Genomic DNA, 22,499 nt, shown 5'->3' on the forward strand with positions numbered 1-22,499 from the left:
GTTCTCAAGGGACTTAACGCTCACTTAACACCCCTAGAACACTTAAGTAATAATTTTGTAGCTACAATATCTCTTGTATGAAACATTTTTACTTAGTTGCTTTTCTTATTTCTATTTGCTGTAATCCTTTAATAGCGCAGGTCACTATAAATGAACTTGATGCAGATACACCTAGTACAGATGACCAAGAGTTTATAGAACTCCTTACCACTCCAGAAGCTTCTCTAGACGGCTATGTACTTGTTTTATTTAATGGATCTAGTAGTGGCGGTGATAGCAGCTACTTTGCACTTGATCTAGATGGCCTTGTGGCAGATATAAACGGTATTGTACTTATAGGCAGTAATAATGTGGTGCCTGTACCAGATTTTATATTGTTTGATAATACGATACAAAACGGCGCAGATGCCGTTGCAATATATCAAGGAGACGAACAAGACTTTCCCGAAGGTACGCTCGCAACCACAGCAAATCTTGTAGATGCACTGGTTTATGATACTAATGATAGTGATGATACAAACCTCCTCAATCTACTAGGAGAAACCACACAAGTAAACGAAGGTGGTAATGGTGCATCATCTAGTAACTCCATCCAACTTAATAGTACGGGAGGATATGATGTCACAACCCCTACCCCAGGACAACTTAATGATGGATCTGGAGTGGTATTTAATTTTATAGGCGCTAGTACTTCTCAAACAGCTTATAATGAAGGCGAAGAGATTACCATAAACTTCACCACGACTACAGCCGTTACAAATACTACCGATTTTACATTTATTCTTGACAATGCAGGCTTTAACTCGGCAGATTTTATGGGTGACACAAGTGTTACCATTTCAGCGGGTGCTTCTACAGGACAAACTACCATTACAATTATAGACGATCAAGACGATGAGGGTGATGAGGAGCTGAAAATCACCTTTGGCGAAATGCCAGATGGTTTTAAAAGAGCAAATGATAATATTATCATACGTATCATAGACAATGACTTTACAACTGCCTCATTCGGTACTCCACTAGCTCCTACCTATGACCAAGTAGAAAGTACACAACCTGATGGCTATTACAACTCCATTGACACACTTGCAGATGACGCACTTATACAAGCCTTACAAGATATCATAGCAGATCCTTCTACGGTACGTGCACAAACCTATGCAGATATTATAGATATTTTAAAAGAGGCAGACCAGAGTCCGCTTAACAGTAATCAGGTATGGCTAGTCTATACAGAGCAGCAGCGACCTAAGTTAGATTTTCAGACTTCTGGAGGTAGTAATGAGGGCTTATGGAACAGAGAGCACACCTACCCACGATCACGTGGAGGTTTTAATGACATAGAGTACGATCAAGTAGCAGATGGCATAGACATTTTTACAACTACAAAGGCAGACTCACTACGCCACGCAAATAGTGATGCCCACGCACTGCGTGCAGCAGATGGACCAGAAAATAGCTCTCGCGGTAACCAAGACTACGGCGAGTATAGTGGCCCCACAGGTAATCAAGGTAGTTTTTATGGTGATGTAGCGCGTAGTATCTTTTTCTTAACCATACGCTATAACGGGCTTGACGTAGTATCTGGTAACCCTGCAAATACGACTGTAGGAGCTCTAGGTGACCTAGATATTTTACTAGACTGGCACCGCAACGACCCACCAGATGATTATGAGATGAATCGTAATAACGTTATTTACAACTGGCAGTTTAACCGTAATCCCTTTATAGATATGCCAGACCTTGTAGAGTATATCTGGGGTACAAACGTAGGTGAGCAGTGGACTAATCCGTTGGGGGTTGAAGATAATGAGCTTAGTGATATGACTATATATCCTAACCCATCTTCGGGTGCAATTACTATAACTACCCCTCAAGAAACTGGTGAGGTATTCTTGTTTGACACTCTAGGTCGTGAGGTTTATAAAGATAACTTTCAGAGTGGTAGCCCTATAATTCACAACCTACCTAGCGGTGTATATATTGTAAAAGTGATGACAAAAACAACTGCCACAACACGTAAACTCATTGTGAGATAAAACAAAGGGGCTGAGGAATTACGCTTTCGCGAAAGCGTACCACTACACCCTTTAGGTTTTAACATTGTGTCATTTTCTTTTAACCCTTTTTTAGTACAAAATGGGATGTTACAACTGTATCTTACAGGTTATGATACATTTAGACAAAGAAGAAAACAAAAACAACGCATTTTTAAACACGACCATTACCTATCTTGAAAACAAAGGTTTTGAAAATATCAAAGCAGATGTAGTTGGCTATGAGACGCCTACATCCTTTACAAGACAAGAAACCGGAAACACCATCATACCAGATATCGTGGCCGAAAAGCGTGGCATAAAATACTTCTTTGAGGTGAGTTTAAAATCTACAAAGCCTCAGCTACTTAAAACCAAGTGGCTACTACTAGACACACTTACAAAAATGAAAGACTATCGCTTTAGAATTATCACCACAAAAGGGCATCTAAGTTTTACACGTGATATGATAGCAGATACGAACCTCAACAAAAATTATATTCGCATTTAGACAAAGACATAAAGCTTCTTTAGACTGCCTATTTCATTAATGAGATAGGCAGTTTTTATTTAACAAACATTAATCTTTTGCTAAGGATAATTATGAAAAATGATGTGTAGATTGAATAAAATTAAAACGTGAATAAAACAGTACACTCCCTTTCATTTATAATCACAAAATTCCTCCTGCTAGGGGCCATAGTACTATGTGCATCTTGTGCTGTACATCACGACTTGTATAGAGAACAAACACATAACATAACAGTTGACACCAGCCAAAATTATGTAAGTTTCTTCCAGCTAGGTAACGCTGGTGCCTATGCGCGCGGTGCAAATGAGTCATTGCTAAATGATGTAGGTAACTATATAAAAAAACATAGTAAAAAAGAAGATTACTTTTTATTTACGGGCGATAACCTACATCGCAATGACCTAAAAGATAGTCGCAGTAAAAAACAACTTTTACAACAGCTTGAGATCACCAAAAACTTTAAGGGCACCGCACTCTTTTTACCAGGAGAACTTGAGTGGAACGAGACTGGTCTAAAAGGAATGGAAGAAATAGAAGATGCCATAGAAGACTTTTATGACGAAGAAGATCATTTTATGCCGAAAAATGGTTGCCCATTAGAAACCATAGAAATTAATGACGAAGTTGAGCTCATTCTCATAAACTCACAGTGGTATATAGAAGACTGGAGTAAAGTAAAAGAGATGAACGACAAGTGTGAGCTTAAGACACGCGAGCAGTTTACGACATTACTAAGTAGTGAGATACGCAAGGCTCGTCACAAAACAATTATTATAGGGATGCACCACCCGCTCTATGCAAATGGTGTATACGGAGGCGAAATACCTGCAGAGGTTGCATATCGTCCCACGGCAGAAAATCTTTTTATCCCAGGCGTGGGAACATTTTGGTCTTTTTTAAGATCACAAGGAGGATTATCAAAACAAGACAGATACAACCCACTTATGAACGAGCTTATGTCTCATATAGAGCTGGCTAGTTTTGACGCACCTAGGGTTATTATCCTCTCTTCACACGAGCGATCTATGCAATACATAGACCAGAGTGAAATAAAGCAAGTCATTGCCGGTACGGGAAGTTCTGTAAAGCCTGCAAGATTGAGTAAAAAAGGACTTTTTACGTCTACAAAACCTGGTTTTTCTGAGGTGAGACTGTATGAGGGAGGTGCATCTTCTGTTCATTTTTATGGATTACAAGATGGGGCCCTGACAGAACTATACTCAAAAACAGCTTTTCAAAAACCTAAGGATTATAATATAGACAGCCTTCCTACCCGTTTTCCAAAAACGATGGTGGCATCTATTTACCCCCAAGAAAGCGTTATAAAAAGTGCTAAGTATGAGAAATTCTGGGGAAAGCACTATAGGTATGTATATGGAGTGCCTGTTGAAGCTCCCGTTGCCCTGCTCGACACATTGTATGGAGGCCTTACGGTACAACGTGCTGGTGGCGGAAATCAAACTAATGGTCTACGCCTTGAGGACAAAGAAGGGCGTGAGTATAATATGCGAGCTATTGCAAAAGATCCGCTTGCTTTTTTAAAATCGGCGGGGTATAATGATCTTGATGCCGAAAATTATTTTGAAGATACCGTGCCCGCAACTGTAATTGAAGACTTTTATACAGCCGCGCATCCATATGGTGCATTTGCAATACCAAGACTTGCTGGTGCTATAGATGTCCCACATACACACCCAAAACTATATTATATACCTAAGCAAAAAGCACTAGGCAATTTTAATAAAGACCACGGTAATGTGCTTTATATGATTGTAGAAAAACCTAGTGGTGACTTTAATAGGTCACATATGTTTGAATTTAGTAATGAGGTAGAAAGCACACCAGATTTATTTAAAGAACTACGCGAAGATGAGTCTAACCAGCTTAATGAACGTATGTACATACGAGCGCGCATATTTGATATGCTCATAGGTGACTGGGATAGACACGAAGACCAGTGGCGCTGGGCACAAGATAAGGTAGATGAGGCAGATGGTGTCATAAAATATCTTGCTGTCCCAAGAGATAGGGATCAGGTGTTTGCAAAATTTGACGGAGCATTTTTAGAAAACGCACAAAAAATAATGAGCGGGATGCGACAGTTTGGTAACTATGGGCCAGACATTCCATTTATTGAGCAATTTAGCGAGAGTGCCGTAAACCTAGACAGAGCCATATTACAGCGAGCAGATCTATCGCTTTGGCTAGAGGAGGTAACTTATATTCAAGAACGCATTACAGAAGAGGTTGTGCAAAGCGCTTTTAAAGCTGCTCCAAAAGAAATCCAAGATGCTACGTGGATGGAGATACAGGAGAGTTTGCTTTCGCGAAAGCGTAATCTTCCCAATATCGTACAACGTTATTATAGCCATTTAAGCAAGTTTGTATCTCTTAAAGGAACTGATAAAGATGATCACTTTATCATTGAAAATCTGTCAAATGGAAATGTACGAGTGATGGCTTATCGTATTAAGGACGGTGAGAAAGGTACACTACTCTTTGACCGAACACTGGATAAAGACGTGACAGAAAACATATGGATTTATGGCCTTGATGATAAAGATATATTTGAAGTAAACGGCTCACTTATTAGTCCTATAAAAATAGTGCTTGTAGGAGGACTAGAGAATGACACGTTTACTGTAAATGGCGGAAAGAATATTACCATTTATGATCAAAAGTCTTATAAAAATACGATTGTAGATAAAGGGAAAGCAACTCGCCACATAGATGATATATACGAGAATCATATTTATGACAGCGAGCGTAGACCAGATAGCGGCGGTACTTTTGGCCTTGAGGCAAATTACAATCCGGATGAGGGCTTCTCACCGCGACTTATTTTTGGGAAATCTACGTTGGGTTACGAGAGGCATCCTTTTACAACAAAGATTGAGCTAGATGCCCGTTATATATCACTTACACAGGCGGTAGACGCTTCACTAGAGTGGCATAAAGCCCACCTCTTTCACGATTGGAATTTTAAAGCTTTTGGGCGTTTGACATCTGCAAATTATACAGAGAACTTTTTTGGACTCGGTAATGGTAGCTTGAACAATGCAAATAGCTTTGATGACAATAGAGTGTACACTCAATATTTACAAGGTGGGATAGGTCTATACTATACTGGTGAATATGGCTCTTCTACAGCTTTTGATCTTACTTATGAAAACACAGATCTGAGAGGTATAAACGTCACGACTCCTGCACTAGCAAGTACAGAGTATCTCTCCCTCACTGGGAAATATGAGTATGAAAGTAGAGATGATGAAGCTTTTACCACAAGAGGAATGCATTTTACAATACGTAGTAGTGTAGCAGATGAGCTTACCTCATCACAATATGTGGGAGCCATAGATCCTAGTATAACATTCTGGAATGCTATAGATAGATCACGCAATATTGTTTTAAAAACAAGTATTGCTAGTGAGTTAAGATTTGGTGATGATATTCCATTTTATAGACTTGCAAGGCTAGGTGCAAATAATGGATTGAGATCTTATAGACAAGGTCGTTTTAGAGGTGAGCAATCACTTGCTGGATCTGTAGATATAGGCTTTAAATTCAAACCCATACGCACCTTTTTATTCCCTGTGCGTACGCAAGGATACGTAGGTTACGATACGGGACGCGTCTGGACTGGCGGAAATGAAGATAGCACATTACATTACAGCTATGGCGGCGGATTACAATTTACTACCGCTGCAGTGCTTAAAACAGATGTATATTATTTTTACGGTCCAGAAGGAGGCAGACTAGGTTTTGGGTTATCATTAGGTTTGTAAAGGTATGCTTGAGATTAGACTAATAAAAAGGCTCCCACTTGGGAGCCTTTATTTGTTAAAGCTATTTGATTTATAGATAATTACAATCTAACTCCAAATCTAAAATCTATACGCATCCCGTCTTCACCAGCAAAGGCTCCTATTTGTCCAGATACAGTTTCTACCATATTTATCCAGAAACCACCTCCAAAGTCGTTGTGCCATTTCTTACTGTCTTCACCATCAACCCACACACGACCTACATCTGCTCCTCCAAAAACTCCTAGCTGTATAGGGATAAGACCTGTACTAAAACGATCAAAACTATATCTTATATCTCCAGAAGCTGCTAGTGATGACTCCCCAGTAAATCTATTAAAGCGATAACCTCTCAATCCTGTTCTTGCTCCTAGTGAGGCTGCTTGATAAAATTCAAAGTCGTCACCTATTCTTATTTGTGATTGTACGAGTGTTTTTAGGACTAATTTCCTATTTTGCGAAAGCGCATTATAAAACCCTATTTTTGGGTTGATATATGCATACATTCTATCACCAGAGCTCAAGTTGCGCTTAGCACCTATAACTGTTTCAAACTCCATACCTCTAGTTGGGTTTGCTTGATTATCTGCACTTATATAACTGTATGAACCTTCTACACCTATAAAAGATTGCCCTCCAAAAAAGTTATCTGTATCGGGAGTAAATAGTGTAGCATCATCTATAATACGTCCTCCTGTTTGCTCTATTTCTATACGCTCAAAGTTTGCTACAAAACGTAGTTTACTACCAAAGGTATTATCACTCTCTACACCTATGTGTGCACCAATCTCGCCATTACGTACACGGTTAAAGTCGAGTCCTAAATCGTCGTCATTATTTACTGTTTCATTTCCAAAACCAAAGAAGTTACGAGAGAATGCCTCGTTTGTAAACTTACCTCCTACTACGAGATTCCACTGTCCGAAAGCATTTGCAAAGTCGCCTTCATATTTTAAATTAAGTGACTCTGTCGCAAATGAATATGTCGCATTAAGTGTATGCCTACTGCTAAAAGGGTCATTTTTAAACCCATATGTAGAAAAGACATTAGTCACGCCTATGAGAAGCCCATCATCTGGGTTAAAGCCTATGGCTGGTAATGTACTATTTGCTGTACTTTTTTTCTTGAGTGGGTCGTATGTATTAAAGTTATAGATATTTGAGTACTTCACATTTGCTCCGCTCTTTTCTTTTACGGTATTTGGCTTAGTTTTATGCTCATATACTTTAAGTCTACGACCGTCTTTTATCTCATAAATGTCGTTGTTTTGACCACCTACAATTTTCATTTTAATAGGTCTCTTCCCTCCTCCACTTACATTAAAAACATCATCATCATCGAGACCGTAAATCCATATTTCGCTAGTCTCTTGTGATGAAATTGTTCTATCTACAAAAGGTTTTTTAACCTCTCCATCTTTTATTCTAGAGATTTGTACTCTGGTACTCTCATCACCTCTTGTAATCTCAAAGTGATCATCTTTATCTGTCCCCGTAAGAATTACGAGTGTAGAGATATAGTCATAGTAAGTCTCTGCTATATCTACAATATTAGACCTTCTTTCTCGCAGGCTCTTTTTAATTTCATCAACTCCTAGGTTTTGCACCTCTAGAGGTAAAGCTTTAAAAGCCTCATCTATCTCTTGATCTGTTAGATTTTCTTGTAGATATGTAGCCTCACGTAGCCAGTCTTCTTTTACGGCATTTTTGAGTAGTGCGCGATCCATTTTGATACCTGCCTCATTAATCCACTTTACGTTTTCTAGATCTCCATCATAGTTTTGAAATTGTTTTACCGCTGGGATAAGCGTTTTAAGAAGACCTAAAATTGCTCCATCAAATTTTGAAAACACTTGATCTCTATCACGAGGTATAGGTCTATAAAGTTTTGTTCCTTTTGAATCAAATCGAGCCCACCTCCACTGGTCTGCGTGACGGTCCCAATCACCTATAAGCATATCAAAAATACGTGCTCTCAGGTAAGCTGCTTCATCTATCTGGTACTCCTCATCATCTCTTAAATTTTCATATACGTCATCTGTACTATCTATACTGTCTGGGTTACCAAAAGAGTCTACATCTGTAAAATCTTCGTCTGGTCGTTCTTCTATGAGATATAGTTCATCTCCATAATCTGCATTATACTTACCAAGAGCTTTATGCTTAGGCACATAAATTAAACGCGGATTAGTATGGTATATACCTACCGCATCAGAGAGTTGTGCCACCGCAAGTGAAGCATAAGGGTGTGCAGATGTGTAAAAATCAAGAATTAAGTCTTCTGTAAACGTATCCCTAAAATCTTCTTGAATAAAATTATCCTTAAATGCCACGCTCTGTAAGAACTGAACTGCACTCTTGCGTACGGCTCTCAAGTTATAAGCGCGCCCGTCTTTATCCTTAAGTCGTAAAGAGCGTGTCTGGTGCCCACCACCCTTTCTATCTACTGTAAAACCTCCCATAAGCGTGTCTAGCGTTGCAACAGGAGCGGTAACTGGCGTACCATAAACTTCTCTATAATGATCTCCCCAGAGTGACGTATGTACATCTGAGACGTCTGTATCATTTTGTTCGTATACCGTTGCCATTACCGTCTCTGGATAAAACTCTGGCAGCGAGTCTAGATTAACCGGCTCGCGAGGTGGATGTACTTGTGAGGTAAATAATAATTCTGGCTCTCCTTGGTTTGCCGCATAAAATCGTACTGCCGAAGACTCGTCTTCATAAATATCTAATATTGCAAAGCCTTGACCTCCGTAAGAGAAAAGCCCATCTTCTCCCAGTGCTGCTGCAGAGTTTTTTGCCCCGGCTCCACTCACGATCTGCTTGATACCGTCCTTTTCTATATATTGTATACTATGCTCGTGACCAGACGCAAAAATTACTTTATCTGTATCTGTAGCAAGTACCGCTATACGTTTCATAAGCTCATTGTAGCGTTTATTATATCTATCTTGTATAGAAACACCACCTTGTGATCTAATCTGTGCTACAAGAGAAGCTAGCACCGGAAGCGGAAACTTACCTTGCGTAGGATATAATTGCTTATCAAAACTGAATTTACCACCGTGTACCCCATTTGTATACATAGGGTGATGCATTACAACAACTATCGTTTTCTCATTGTTCTTTTTAAACTCATTTTCTATTTCTAAAAATAGACCCTCACGAGTACGTATGTTACAATCGTCATTTATAGTAGGATTTTCATCCCAGTCTTCTAGATACCACTGCGTGTCTATAATCATTAACTCCACATCTTCACTTACCTCTTTCATCTCGATAGGGCATCCATTTTCTGGCTGAAAAGCTTCTTTATCATCTAGCGCCTTTTCGATATACTTTTCTTGACGTTTTACACCTTCTACTCCACCTGCATACCAGTCGTGATTACCAGGTATAAAAAGTGTTTTCCCCTTAAAGTTTTCTACAGCAGCGGTTTGTATATCAAGTCTGCGCTCTGCTTCTGCGCGCTCTGGGTGATCTTTTTTAGGCAATCCAGCATCATAAATATTATCTCCCAGAAAGACTGCATAGTCATTTTCTGTATCTGCTGTATCTATTACTTTTTTGAAAGCATCAAGCGCATATGTACTACCGCCGTCTTTGTCACCACCAGCATCACCTATAAGGTAAAAGGTTTTATGTATACGCTTTCGCGAAAGCGTACTACTATCAAAATTTTGAGGCTCAGCTACTTCATTTGCATACTTAGGCGCATACGTCGCACAACCACTTAAAAAGAGGGCGAGTAAGAAGTTAAGAAAAACGTAATATTTGTTCATATGGCTATTTTTAATGTACTTTAGAAGTCTAATCGTTTACGATCACTATGACCGAATTACTGGAAAAAACTGATAACTATATCTCACAACTTTTTGATAACGAACTACCTAAGACGTGTATATATCATAATTACGTACATACTAAGAGAGTCCTTAAAAGTACCCAAGAAATTATAGATAATAGTGAAGAAAACCTTAAAGATGAAGAAAAACTCATTCTTCAACTAGGTGCACTATTGCACGATATAGGATATGTAGACGGTACAAAAGAGCACGAAGCACGTAGTGCACAAATGGCTGAGACCTTCTTAAAAGGTGAAGGTGTAGATGATCATATCATCTCTGAAGTTAAAAAAGTAATACTCGCAACAGATATGCGAGTAGAGCCAGAAACCTACCTAGAGAAGGTGCTTAGAGATGCAGATGCATCACACTTTGCAAAAGACTACTTTCCTGAAGCTAGCGAATATTTACGCCAAGAACTTAAAATTAAAGATATAAAAGAATATACTCCGGAGGAGTGGACAAAGGCTAATATAGAGATGTTTACAGTTAAGCATAGGTACTATACCACCTATGCCCAAGAAAACTGGAAACCCAAGAAAGATAGTAACCTCAATGACCTAACAAAGGCCCGTAAAAAGGCAAAAAAAGCCAAAAAGAAGGAAAAACTTAAAATGCAACTTAAAGATGCAAGCCCAGAGAAAGGTATACAGTCTATGTATCGCATCGCCTTGCGTAATCATATCAAGCTTAGTGATATTGCTGATACGAAGGCAAACATTTTACTCTCTGTAAACGCTATTGTGATCTCTCTTGCTCTTGCAAATCTTATCCCAAAACTTGAGAATGAAAGTAATGCTCACTTAATATATCCTACTGCCGTATTTGTACTATTTGCTATGATCTCTATGGTAATGTCTATTATAGCTACTAGACCAAATGTTACTCGTGGTGAATTTGACAAAGAAGATGTGCGCCAGAAAAAGGTAAACCTACTCTTCTTTGGAAATTTTCATAAAATGAAACTTGAAGATTATGAGTGGGCTATAGGAGAGATGTTACAAGATAAAGAATACATATACTCTGCACTTACAAAGGACTTATACTTTTTAGGCGTTGTACTGGATAGAAAATATAAGTTGTTACGTATGACCTATAATGTCTTTATGATAGGTATTATCATATCTGTAATCACGTTTGCAGTATTCTTTATCTATAGAGATAAGGCTGCAACAGTGGTAGAAGGCGTGGGAGATCTCACTAATATGACCTTAGGGTTTATATAAATAAAACCTAAGATATATTATTTATGCCTTTATCTCTTCCATAAGATCTTCATAGGTATAGAAGCTCTTTTTTGCTTTTCCCTTTTTCTGAGCGTAAAGTACGTTAACGCGTAATGCCTTGAGGCCAGTAACCGCTTGTAAATCTTCTAACTGCAATATCTCTATCTCAGATCCTAAATAATTTTTAGTTTGCAAAAATTTAATGTAGCGTAGGTATTCTTGTTCGTCTTCATATTGCGAGTACACGATGGTAATTTTACCAGCTTGTGTAATACGCTCTTGAGTGCCTTTTATATAAGCTTTATCTACACGTTTTTTTACAACTTCATATCTTGCGTTGTAAGTACCATCTACGTCAAAACGTTTTTCGTCCATTCTATAACGTACAGATAATGAGGTGTTAAAAACTAATATCATAGAAGCAACTTCTAGTGGGTGATCCATTTTTCGCGAAAGCGAGAAATGTTCATTCTCCATCTCACACATTACTTGTAGTTGCCACAAGCGTAAATTATAGAGGTAAATTTTATTGAAGCTATCGTCTTTTGTTATAGACTCTCCCAGGTACATATTGTGCTCTACTCCATCTGTTTTAAACAATTCAAAAAAGTGTGGATACATTTTTTGAGCCGTTTTTTGCTTCTTTTCAAGTACGGCCGCCATACGCTTGTTAAGCAACATAACAGACTCATCATACTCTTTACGGTGTCGGTACACAAGCCCTAGATTATCTTCTATCTGGCTTCTATATGATGTGATGAGTGATTTAAGCTTATCACTGCGTTTTAATAAATGGCTGAATAATGGGCGTATATTCTCTTTTAAAAAGTTAAGTATTTTACGCTCACTGTCTACCTCAAGTTGCTCAGTAGTTTCAATTAGAAACTCATTAAGATTAAACTCTAGTTGCTCATATATGGGTAAATTCTCAATGCTACGCGCTTCTTTTAGAATTTCTATAGCCTTATCTAGCTGTAACAAGATATCCTTTTGGGTTGCTTTATTACGTGACTCTGATGACCCTTTTATGTCAATCTGACCAAATAACGGATATACATCCTTAAAAACAACATCTCTAAACTGAACATTTGCATCTCCTTGAGCTTGCAACTTTAAGAAGCGTTTTGCCTCTTGCTCAAACTTCCAGTAAACACTCTGATGTATTGAGGTACACTCATTTTGAATAATGAGCTCTATCTCATTTTCTTGCTGCTCTTTATTTCTAACTACTGCCTCTACAATGTAAGGCATTACATCTTCTAGCTTATTTGCATTAATAGTGTTAAGCTCACCTACATTAGGAGAAGCTAACTCAAAAATACCTAGTAACTTGCCCTTATACCTCACAGGGGCAAGAATCACACTCCCTATACCTTGGTCTTTAAAGTTTTCATACATCTTGATGTCTGGAAAACTTTTATGATGATGGTTGATGTCTGAAACTGCAAAATACTTACCTGTCTTAAAAACGGCGTCATATGATCCTGTACAGAGTGCAGATGTACAGGTAGCCTCAGTCTCACCATAAAGGATATAGCTGTTTATTTTTTTAAGGGGTACCAGCTCAAATTTACCTTCTTGCTCATTATAGTTAGAAAAACCTATTTGGATTTCTGGTAAATTGAATATTGCCTGAAAGATTTTATGGAAATCTTCTGTAAAGTTTGTGTTCTCTTGGTCATATTGTAATAGACCAGATTTAAGGTTTGATATGGATACATCTACCGTAGCATCATATAGATTTGCAATTACAAAGCCCTTAAAAATATAACCTTGAGAGGGGAATTTTTCTTTCCACACCTCTATGTTATCAAAGTTATCTAGTAACACGGCAACATCCTCTTCTGTGATTTCTGGAGTTTCTGGCTTTTTTTCTATACCTACAAAGTCTCCGTTATATAGCATTCTATATGAACGTGTCATACCACTTGCATCTGGTATCTCGTAATAAAATGGCCTTCTAAAATCAATCTTATATCCGTAATACTGCATTAAGATAATGCTGCAGCCCATTATGTAATAATGGTTATCATCAAAATTTGTTATCTCTGGAGTATACTCTTCACCTCCGCTAGCTATAATAGACTTATATCGCTTTGTAGATTGTAATACCGTCTCTTGAAATGGCATTGAGACTATTTTTATCTCATTGCCTTGTAATACTGCAGGAAAAAGATCTAAGAGTAAATTATCTATCTGCTCTTGATATTGTGATAAGTTGTCTAGATCGCTTATACCTGTTACAAGCTCTGGAAACTTTTGTGTTATTTGAGTAAGCTCTTTAATTCTATTTTGAGCCTGTAGATGATCTGTTGCTGCTTCTTGCGTGTAGTGCGCCATAAGCTTCTCCACGCTAAAACGTAGGTCCAACGGAAAATCTTGATTTTTAAATTGCATACTCGTTTTCATAACTTCTGGCTTCTATAGCCCTCTTTCTTTCTTTATTATACGCACTATTCTTATTTTTGTTACTTAAAATAATCATTTATGAAACAATTAGTAGCGATAGCCGTACTTTTCTTACTTTATTCTTGTGGGAATAATGACATTTCTCCAATACAAGGTACCGCTGCTGGAATGCCTGATGGCACTGAGCTTTACTTAGAAGAATTAGGTTCTAACAATAAACGTGTAGCTGTAGATACTGCTCTTGTAACAGCAGAAAAGTTTACTTTTCAAAAACCTATTACTGACGGTACAGGCATTTTAATCTTAAGCCAAGGAAAACCAAATAACCAACTCTTACTAGTAAAGGATGCAAAACCTCTTACTGTAGAATTGTACAAAGATAGTCTAGGCGCATCAATTGTGACAGGAAGTTTAGAAAATGAATTATTTAATTCTTACAGAAATAGCGCTAGACAGACTGCTGTAAAAAAACAACAATACATTAAAGAAATGCAAAAAGCGCAACGTGAGACAGATGGCGTAATGGTCACTCTTATGCGTGAAAAAATTTCAGACATAGACGAGCAATTTATTGTTGATAAAAAAGCCGTAGTAGAGAATAATACAGACAAGATGGTCTCAATTATAGCTCTATCTGATCTTATTAATGCAAAAGTTCTTAAGGTAGAAGAGTCTGATGCTTATTTCCAGAGCTTATCAAAAGACATACAAGATTCTCCTATAGGTGAAAGTGTAGAAAACTATATCGCACAGCTCAAATCACAACGCATTGCAAGTGCTCTGGCTAGTGTGGGTAATAAAGCTCCAGAGTTTAGCGCAAAGACTCCAGAAGGTAAAGAACTTGCCTTATCTGATGCATTAGGAAAGTACACGATTATAGACTTTTGGGCTTCTTGGTGTAGACCTTGTCGTATGGAAAACCCTAATGTTGTAAATGTATACAACCAGTATCACGATAAAGGACTTAACATTATAAGTGTATCTCTAGATAGACCAGGGCAAGATGCTAGGTGGAAAAAAGCTATTAAAGATGATAAAATGGACTGGTACCACGTCTCTAACTTAAACTACTGGCAAGACCCAATACCTAGAAGCTATGGTGTGCGTGCAATACCAGCTACATTTTTACTTGATGAGAATGGAGTTATTATCGCAAAAGACCTTAGAGGATCTGCCCTAGGTGCAAAAATGAAAGAGCTTTTAGGCGAGAGCTAAAAGCTGTCGTCACAAAGTATTGTAAAAAATATAGCAAATATCATATAGCCTGTTTACATTTACTACTATGTTAATAGGGCTTATCTGTTTGTTTATTGTAGCACCACTGCTACCGCTATTGCCTAAATCTCACTGGACCGTTAGGTTTTTTGATTTTGTGCGATTACAAACGGTTGTTATACAAGTTATACTCATTGCCCTTGCTTTTATATTCTGGAAGCAATTTAATGTCTTGCAAATAATTGCTATTTCTGCCATTGCTGCTGTACTGCTATACCAGGTCATTCTTATAAGACCATACACGCCTTTTTATCACCGCCGCAAGCCTAAGCAGCAATTTCACAAAGAACAACTCACGCTGGTCACAGCAAACGTTTTACAAACTAATACAAATTATGATGCCTTTATAGAGCTCATAAAAGAAAGCAAACCTCATATATTTATTACAATGGAGTCAGACCAAAAGTGGGATGACGCCATCTCTGCGGCATTTCCAGAGTATATTCATACTGTTAAAGCTACGCTAGATAACTTTTATGGGATGCATATATATTCTAAAATTCCCTTTAAGAGTGCAGATGTACATTATCTAGTAGAAAAGGATATTCCTTCCATACATTGTGAGATAAACTACGCAAACCAGCTATTTAATCTCATAGCAATACACCCTGCTCCACCTAGCCCTACAGAAAATGAAACGTCAAAAGAACGGGATGCAGAGCTTATGCTTGTGGGTAAAAAATGTAGAGAGTCACAAGACGCTACCGTAGTATGTGGTGATCTCAATGATGTGGTATGGTCTAAAACCTCACGCCTTTTTAGTAAAATGACAGGATATCTTGACCCACGTGTAGGAAGAGGTTTGTATCCATCCTTCCACGCAAACTACTGGTTGCTTAGATTTCCGCTAGATCATTTATTTTATTCAAAGGATTTGCACGTCACCCAGATGAAGCGCTTACCACGATTTGGTTCAGATCATTTTGCGATGTATTATAACATCGCCTTCCCGCTTGTAGATGTTGACGTTCCTAACCCTAGTATGTCAAAAGAAGAAGTTCAAGACATCAAAGAGATCATAGCAGATGGGAGGATTTCTGCCCGCATTGCAGAGCAAGAAGAGCTAGAGGCGACGAGATAGCTTTCGCGAAAGCGTACTCCTATTTTTCTTAATTTTTTTTAGAAATACCCATATTTACTAGTTAATGAAGGTTAAATGAGATAGAAATTTTAACATTTGACGGTAATTTGGTTTTAAACCAAAGAAAAACCCTAATGGATAAAATAACAGAATCATTAAATAACCTATCGACCAAATTATGGGGATGGGTAGAAGCATTTATAAGAAACCTTCCTAATCTAGCAGTCGCTATACTTGTACTTGTGATCGCATACTTTGTATCGCGCCTAGTAAACAAGTACTCACAAAAGGTAGTAAAGAAGTATGTACCGCAAAAGTCTATTACAAAACTTATAGGTAGAGCCCTTGCCGTAATCGTTGTGCTTGTAGGCTTATTTCTTGCCTTAGGCGTTCTTAATCTTGATAAAACGCTCAACACACTTATAGCTGGTGCTGGTGTATCTGGACTCGTTATAGGTCTAGCCCTACAAGGAGCGCTTGCAAATGGTATTGCAGGGATTATACTCTCCTTTAGAAAACGAGTTAATATAGGTGACTGGATCGAAACGAGTGGGTATACTGGCTATGTAGAAGACATAAAACTCAATAACTTTAGCTTACGTGAACCAGATAACAATATTGTAATCATTCCTAACAAAACGATTACAGATAATCCACTCAAGAATTACTCTATCACAGACCGCGCACGTATAGTTATAGAATGTGGTGTAGGCTATGAGTCTGATCTTGAGATGGTAGAAAAGCTTACTAAAGAGACCATTAATAATACATTTGCACAAGATGGGTCTAATGAGGAGGTAGAATTCTTTTACACGGCCTTTGGTGGCAGTTCTATAGACTTTGTATGTCGTTACTGGGTAGACTGTCAAAACGGAAAAGAGAAGCTCACAGCAAAGCACAAAGGGATGCTAGCTATTAAAAAAGCATTTGATGCAAATGATGTAAATATTCCATTCCCTATAAGAACGCTGCAATTTGATAACAAACTATCAATGGTAAAGGAAAGTGAATAGTTGTTATTACGCTTTCGCGAAAGCATAAAAAAACCCGTTACTATAACTAGTAACGGGTTTTCATTTTTATTATCCTTAAGACTTAAGCTCCAAAAGCCTCTGCCACCTTTGCCGAAAGTCTCTTGTACGTTCCATTATCAAGACGCTCACGTATCGCCTCAAAAGCGTTAAGTGTTTCTTCTACGTCTGTAAGCGTATGTGATGCCGTAGGTATCATTCTAAGAAGTATAAGACCTTTAGGTATTACAGGGTATACAACAATAGAACAGAATACTCCGTGGTTCTCACGTAAGTCTTTTACAAGTGCCATTGCTTCTGGCACAGATCCTTTAAGATATACTGGTGTTACACAAGATTGTGTTGTACCTATATCAAAACCTCTTTCCTTAAGACCACCTTGTAATGCATTTACATTCTCCCATAACTTCTCACGAAGTTCTGGCATAGAGCGTAGCATATCTAATCTCTTAAGTGCTCCTACCACAAGTTGCATTTGCAGTGACTTTGCAAACATTTGTGAACGTAGGTTATATTTTAAGTAATCTATTATTTCTTGATCTCCAGCAATAAATGCTCCTGTAGATGCCATAGACTTTGCAAACGTTGCAAAGTATACATCTATATCATCTTGAACACCTTGCTCCTCACCTGCTCCTGCACCAGTAGCACCTAGTGTACCAAAACCGTGTGCATCGTCAACAAGTAAACGGAAGTTAAATTTTTTCTTAAGAGCAACTATTTCCTTTAGTTTTCCTTGCTCTCCACGCATACCAAACACACCTTCAGAAATCACTAAGATTCCACCACCTGTCTGTTCTGCCATTTTTGTAGCACGCTCAAGATTTTTTTCGATACTTGCCATATCGTTATGCTTGTAGGTAAAACGTTTACCCATATGCAATCTCACACCATCTATAATACAAGCGTGGGTATCTACATCATACACAATGATATCATCCTTACCTACCAGCGCGTCTATAGTAGACATAATGCCCTGATAACCAAAGTTAAGTAAGTAAGCTGCTTCCTTTTGTACAAAGGCTGCACACTCATTTTGAAGTTGCTCGTGTAGCTCTGTGTGACCAGACATCATACGAGCACCCATAGGGTAAGCAGATCCATAATCTGCAGCTGCTTGTGCATCTACTGCTCTTACTTCTGGACGATTTGCAAGACCTAAATAATCATTTACACTCCACGTGATCACTTCTTTCCCTTGAAACTTCATACGGTTAGAAATAGGCCCTTCTAACTTTGGGAATACAAAATATCCCTCTGCTACTGATGCCCATTTACCTAATGGTCCCTTATCCTTGTAAATTTTATCAAATAAATCTTTCATATGCTTGTTTTGAAAACAGGTGCAAAAGTACACAATTTTGACATTTTTACCTAACAGTAAAATCTAATAGTATGATTGCCAAAAACAAAAAACTCCTACACGAGGTAGGAGTTTAAATATACGTAATATTTTAGATTACTTTATGTATTCTATAGTTGCGACAGCTTCTTCATTTTGACTATCAAAAAAGCCTTGGTCACTCATCCATTTATCAGAGAAGACCTTACTCATATAGCGGCTTCCGTGATCTGGAAATATGATAACTACTTTACTATCTTTTGTAAACTCCCCTTGTGCAGCAAGCTGCTTTAAACCTTGTATAGCGGCACCACTTGTATAACCTACAAATAACCCCTCTCTGGTCGCAATCTCTCTAGCACTATGTGCTGCCTCTTCATCACTTACTTTTACAAACTCGTCTATAGCGTCAAAATCTGTAGCTGTAGGTATTAAGTTTTTACCTAAACCTTCTATTCTGTATGGATAAATCTCTGTAGCGTCAAACTCACGTGTCTGGTGATACTTTTGAATCACAGACCCATAAGCATCTATTCCTATTACTTTTATCTCTGGGTTTTGCTCTTTTAAGAATCTAGCCGTACCAGATATTGTGCCACCTGTACCACTACAAGCAATGAGGTGAGTAATCTTCCCTTCTGTCTGATTCCACACTTCTGGACCTGTAGATAAGTAATGAGCATCTATATTGAGCTCATTAAAATACTGATTAATGTATACAGAACCCTTAGTTTCTTCGTGCAGTCTTTTTGCTACACTATAATAAGATCTAGAGTCGTCTGCACTTACATTTGCCGGGCATACATACACCTTTGCTCCCATTGCTTTAAGAGCATCAATTTTATCTGGAGAAGATTTTGAGCTTACAGCGAGTATGCACTCATAACCTTTTATAATACTTACCATAGCAATACTAAAACCTGTATTACCAGATGTAGTTTCTATAATGGTATCACCAGGTTTAAGTACTCCCGTACGCTCTGCTTCTTCTATAATGTGAAGTGCTATACGATCTTTTGATGAGTGGCCTGGGTTAAAAGCTTCAACTTTGGCTAAAAATTCACCATCAAAGTCTGCCGTAATGCTATTTAATTTTATGAGTGGTGTGTTACCTATAAGTTGTAACGCGTTATCATAAACATTTAAGTCCTTGTTCATATATCTAGGTTAGCGCCTTGAGCGGTTTCTGGTTAAAACTTGTGCTCAAAACAGGGCAAAAGTACCATAATTTTTAAAAATAAGTTCTTTCTTATGGGTTCTATTCCACACAGTTATAAACAACACCGCTCACCACTACTTAGTAACCCCTTCTAAATCAAGCAAAAACGCATAATCTTGCGCCACCTCTTTTAGAGCCTCAAAACGTCCTGATGCTCCGCCGTGACCTGCATCCATATTACACTGAAAGATGATTTGGTTATTAGAAGTGTTATTCTCCCTTAGCTTTGCAATCCATTTGGCTGGCTCCCAATATTGCACCTGGCTATCGTGATATCCTGTTGTTACTAATAAGTTTGGGTACGCTTTCGCGAAAGCGTTATCATATGGACTGTAACTCTTCATATATTCATAAAACTCCTTATCATTAGGGTTACCCCACTCATCATACTCTCCGGTGGTGAGTGGTATGGTATCATCAAGCATTGTTGTAACTACGTCTACAAAAGGAACAGCAGCAATGACCCCGTTGTAAAGCTCTGGTGCCATATTTATTACCGCACCCATAAGCAACCCTCCGGCAGACCCTCCGTAGGCATACAAGTGTTTTGAAGACGTATAATTTTGTGCTATTAGATGTTTTGAAACATCTATAAAATCTGTAAAAGTGTTTTTCTTCTTTAAGAGTTTTCCATCTTCATACCATTTACGACCTAGATACTCACCACCTCGTATATGGGCAATGGCATAGATAAAACCTCTGTCAAGCAGAGAAAGACGTATACTGCTAAAGGATGGATCTATGGTACTTCCATAGCTTCCGTATGCATATTGTAATAGCGGAGCGTTTCCATCTAGTACTGTATCTTTATGATAAACGATAGAGATTGGAATTTTTGCACTGTCTTGAGCAGGTGCCCAGATGCGCTCCATCTTATAGTTATCTTTTGAGAAATTACCACCCAGAATTTCTTGTTCTTTAAGAACCGTTTTTTCTTGAGTTTTCATATCAAAGTCTATAACAGATGCAGGCGTATTTAGAGCATTGTAGGCATATCTGAGTACCGGAGTATCAAAATCTATATTTGTCGTAGGGTATGCATCATAAGTTTCATTATCAAAAGGAAGGTAATAGTCTACGCTATCATCCCAGCTTTTGATTCTTATCTTATTTAACCCGTTGCTGCGCTCACTTATCACTAAGTACTCCTTAAAAATCTCTACATCTTCTATAAGCGTGTCTTCTCTATGAGGTATAAGGTCTTCCCAGTGCTGCATCGCTGTTTGGTTTTCTGGGGTTCTCATTACCTTAAAGTTAGTAGCCTTATCTTTATTAGTCTGTATATAAAACGCGTTATCATAATGCGATACTGCATACTCAAGACCTCGTGTACGCTCTTGAAAAACTTTAAAATCTGTTGTTCCTCGGGCTGCAGATGCAAATCTAAACTCACTCGTCATCGTACTGTCAGAACCTATGAGAATATATTTTTTTGACTTTGACTTAAAGACATATGTATAAAAAGTCTCGTCGTCTTCTTGATAAACAAGCACATCTTCACTAGGATCTGTACCTAATGTGTGTTTAAATATCTGATTAGAGCGCAGTGTCTCTTCGTCTTTTCTAGAGTAATAGACAGTTTTATTATCATTTGCCCATACAGCACCACCGGTTGTATTTTTAATTTCTGTACTAAATATCTCTCCAGTAAGGAGGTTCTTAAAACGTATGGTATACTGGCGTCTACTTACAGTATCAACACCGTAAGCTGCAATGGTATTATCTTCTGAGACAGAGTAACTAGCTTGACTAAAATATGAATGACCAGAAGCCATCTCATTATTATCAAAAACGATGATTTCTGGGGCATCTAAATTTCCCTCTTTTCTACAATATAATGGGTAATCCTTACCTGTTTCAAAACGCCTATAATACCAGTATCCATTATGCTTATAAGGTACAGAGGTATCATCTTCTTTTATTCTACCTTTCATCTCCTCAAAAAGTTCAGTTTGAAAAGCTTTGGTATGGGACGTCATCTCATCATAATACCTATTTTCTTCTTTAAGATGTGATAACACCTCTGGACTATCTCTTTCATTCATCCAGAAATAATCATCTACTCGGGTATCATTATGCTTTTCTAGTTGAACAGCGATTTTTTTGGCTACAGGTGGTATATTATTTTTTATCAAGAGCTTTATATTTTATAGAAATGCAAAAGTACAACCCATCTGTCTAACAATTCTGGCTTGTATGAAATAGGTCATCAAAGCTTTTAATAACTTTGTACTCACTAATGATTAAAAACAATACTTATGTTTGGAGATATGATGGGCTTAATGGGAAAACTACAAGAAGCCAAAGCAAAAGCTGAAGAAACAAAAGAAAGACTTAAAACAGTTTTAATAGACGAAGTATCGTCAGACCAATTGCTTAAAACTACTGTTACAGCAAGTGGACGTATAAAAGAGATTAGCCTTGATGAAGCGTTACTTGAAGATAAAGAACAACTAGAGGACTATCTTGTATTAACCCTTAATAAGGCACTAGAAAAGGCACAAGGTATACACGACACAGAAATGGCTGCCGTTGCTAAGGAAGGTATGCCTAATATACCAGGAATGGATATGTTTAAATAATACAATATATATTATGCATTAAAAAAGGCAACCACATACCGTGGTTGCCTTTTTTGTTATAATCACTTATTTGAGTATAAAGCAAAAAAAAGCGCCTTCATTATGAAGGCGCTTT

At 37.9% G+C, this 22,499-nt stretch carries 13 protein-coding genes; 8 read left to right on the forward strand and 5 right to left on the reverse strand.

Annotated features, from left to right (window positions below; translation table 11 throughout):
• Positions 1 to 77 precede the first annotated feature (77 nt).
• The 3 genes from ACJJVM_RS02655 (at position 78) to ACJJVM_RS02665 (ending at position 6,353) form a co-directional block, all read left to right on the forward strand.
• Positions 78 to 2,039 (forward strand): endonuclease, encoded by a 1,962-nt coding sequence (locus ACJJVM_RS02655; protein WP_405210721.1) that lies wholly within the window; start codon positions 78 to 80, stop codon positions 2,037 to 2,039.
• Positions 2,040 to 2,169: 130 nt separating this feature from the next.
• Positions 2,170 to 2,547, forward strand: coding sequence for a hypothetical protein (locus ACJJVM_RS02660; RefSeq protein ID WP_405210722.1), 378 nt, complete (start codon positions 2,170 to 2,172; stop codon positions 2,545 to 2,547).
• A 128-nt stretch (positions 2,548 to 2,675) separates the two neighbouring features.
• The gene (locus ACJJVM_RS02665; RefSeq protein ID WP_405210723.1) at positions 2,676 to 6,353 is read left to right on the forward strand and encodes a metallophosphoesterase; all 3,678 of its coding nucleotides are present in this window, start codon (positions 2,676 to 2,678) and stop codon (positions 6,351 to 6,353) included.
• An 80-nt stretch (positions 6,354 to 6,433) separates the two neighbouring features.
• Here the strand turns inward: ACJJVM_RS02665 and ACJJVM_RS02670 are convergent, their stop codons facing one another.
• Positions 6,434 to 10,156 carry a metallophosphoesterase gene (locus ACJJVM_RS02670; RefSeq protein ID WP_405210724.1) on the reverse strand — a complete coding sequence of 1,241 codons (3,723 nt, stop codon included), beginning with the start codon at positions 10,154 to 10,156 and terminating at the stop codon, positions 6,434 to 6,436.
• 47 nt (positions 10,157 to 10,203) lie between these two features.
• On the opposite strand from ACJJVM_RS02670, the gene ACJJVM_RS02675 reads away from it, so the two are divergent.
• On the forward strand, positions 10,204 to 11,445 hold the full coding sequence (locus ACJJVM_RS02675) for a Pycsar system effector family protein (protein ID WP_298354079.1): 1,242 nt from the start codon (positions 10,204 to 10,206) through the stop codon (positions 11,443 to 11,445).
• Between the two features lie 21 nt (positions 11,446 to 11,466).
• Here ACJJVM_RS02675 and ACJJVM_RS02680 read toward each other — a convergent pair whose 3' ends face one another.
• Entirely contained in the window at positions 11,467 to 13,854 is a 2,388-nt protein-coding gene (locus tag ACJJVM_RS02680; RefSeq protein WP_405210725.1) for a GAF domain-containing protein, read from the reverse strand.
• A gap of 78 nt (positions 13,855 to 13,932) precedes the next feature.
• Here ACJJVM_RS02680 and ACJJVM_RS02685 point away from each other — a divergent pair, with 78 nt between their 5' ends.
• From ACJJVM_RS02685 to ACJJVM_RS02695, 3 genes are all read left to right on the forward strand, one after another.
• Complete coding sequence (locus ACJJVM_RS02685; RefSeq protein WP_405210726.1) at positions 13,933 to 15,069, forward strand: redoxin domain-containing protein; 1,137 nt, start codon at positions 13,933 to 13,935, stop codon at positions 15,067 to 15,069.
• Positions 15,070 to 15,136: 67 nt separating this feature from the next.
• Positions 15,137 to 16,210 (forward strand): endonuclease/exonuclease/phosphatase family protein, encoded by a 1,074-nt coding sequence (locus tag ACJJVM_RS02690; RefSeq protein WP_405210727.1) that lies wholly within the window; start codon positions 15,137 to 15,139, stop codon positions 16,208 to 16,210.
• A 134-nt stretch (positions 16,211 to 16,344) separates the two neighbouring features.
• The gene (locus ACJJVM_RS02695; protein ID WP_405210728.1) at positions 16,345 to 17,223 is read left to right on the forward strand and encodes a mechanosensitive ion channel family protein; all 879 of its coding nucleotides are present in this window, start codon (positions 16,345 to 16,347) and stop codon (positions 17,221 to 17,223) included.
• An 82-nt stretch (positions 17,224 to 17,305) separates the two neighbouring features.
• On the opposite strand, the gene ACJJVM_RS02700 is transcribed toward ACJJVM_RS02695, so the two are convergent.
• From ACJJVM_RS02700 to ACJJVM_RS02710, 3 genes are all read right to left on the reverse strand, one after another.
• Positions 17,306 to 18,565: an aminotransferase class I/II-fold pyridoxal phosphate-dependent enzyme gene (locus ACJJVM_RS02700; RefSeq protein ID WP_035328391.1), complete on the reverse strand. Its 1,260-nt coding sequence runs from the start codon at positions 18,563 to 18,565 to the stop codon at positions 17,306 to 17,308.
• A gap of 135 nt (positions 18,566 to 18,700) precedes the next feature.
• Complete coding sequence (locus ACJJVM_RS02705) at positions 18,701 to 19,741, reverse strand: PLP-dependent cysteine synthase family protein (RefSeq protein WP_298354094.1); 1,041 nt, start codon at positions 19,739 to 19,741, stop codon at positions 18,701 to 18,703.
• A gap of 135 nt (positions 19,742 to 19,876) precedes the next feature.
• On the reverse strand, positions 19,877 to 21,937 hold the full coding sequence (locus ACJJVM_RS02710) for a S9 family peptidase (protein WP_298354099.1): 2,061 nt from the start codon (positions 21,935 to 21,937) through the stop codon (positions 19,877 to 19,879).
• A gap of 123 nt (positions 21,938 to 22,060) precedes the next feature.
• On the opposite strand from ACJJVM_RS02710, the gene ACJJVM_RS02715 reads away from it, so the two are divergent.
• A complete protein-coding gene (locus ACJJVM_RS02715; protein WP_298354102.1) occupies positions 22,061 to 22,384 on the forward strand; it encodes a YbaB/EbfC family nucleoid-associated protein in 324 nt (107 codons plus the stop codon).
• Positions 22,385 to 22,499: the final 115 nt, after the last annotated feature.

Origin of the sequence: Dokdonia sp. Asnod2-E02 (assembly GCF_045063915.1) — a bacterium.
GTDB lineage: Bacteria > Bacteroidota > Bacteroidia > Flavobacteriales > Flavobacteriaceae > Dokdonia.

Coding starts and splice junctions, on each gene's coding strand:
- ACJJVM_RS02685 (WP_405210726.1), top strand. CDS start 13,933: ATGAAACAATTAGTAGCGATAGCCGTACTTTTCTTACTTTATTCTTGT.
- ACJJVM_RS02695 (WP_405210728.1), top strand. CDS start 16,345: ATGGATAAAATAACAGAATCATTAAATAACCTATCGACCAAATTATGG.
- ACJJVM_RS02670 (WP_405210724.1), bottom strand. CDS start 10,156: ATGAACAAATATTACGTTTTTCTTAACTTCTTACTCGCCCTCTTTTTA.
- ACJJVM_RS02705 (WP_298354094.1), bottom strand. CDS start 19,741: ATGAACAAGGACTTAAATGTTTATGATAACGCGTTACAACTTATAGGT.
- ACJJVM_RS02660 (WP_405210722.1), top strand. CDS start 2,170: ATGATACATTTAGACAAAGAAGAAAACAAAAACAACGCATTTTTAAAC.
- ACJJVM_RS02700 (WP_035328391.1), bottom strand. CDS start 18,565: ATGAAAGATTTATTTGATAAAATTTACAAGGATAAGGGACCATTAGGT.
- ACJJVM_RS02680 (WP_405210725.1), bottom strand. CDS start 13,854: ATGAAAACGAGTATGCAATTTAAAAATCAAGATTTTCCGTTGGACCTA.
- ACJJVM_RS02715 (WP_298354102.1), top strand. CDS start 22,061: ATGTTTGGAGATATGATGGGCTTAATGGGAAAACTACAAGAAGCCAAA.
- ACJJVM_RS02655 (WP_405210721.1), top strand. CDS start 78: ATGAAACATTTTTACTTAGTTGCTTTTCTTATTTCTATTTGCTGTAAT.
- ACJJVM_RS02675 (WP_298354079.1), top strand. CDS start 10,204: ATGACCGAATTACTGGAAAAAACTGATAACTATATCTCACAACTTTTT.
- ACJJVM_RS02690 (WP_405210727.1), top strand. CDS start 15,137: ATGTTAATAGGGCTTATCTGTTTGTTTATTGTAGCACCACTGCTACCG.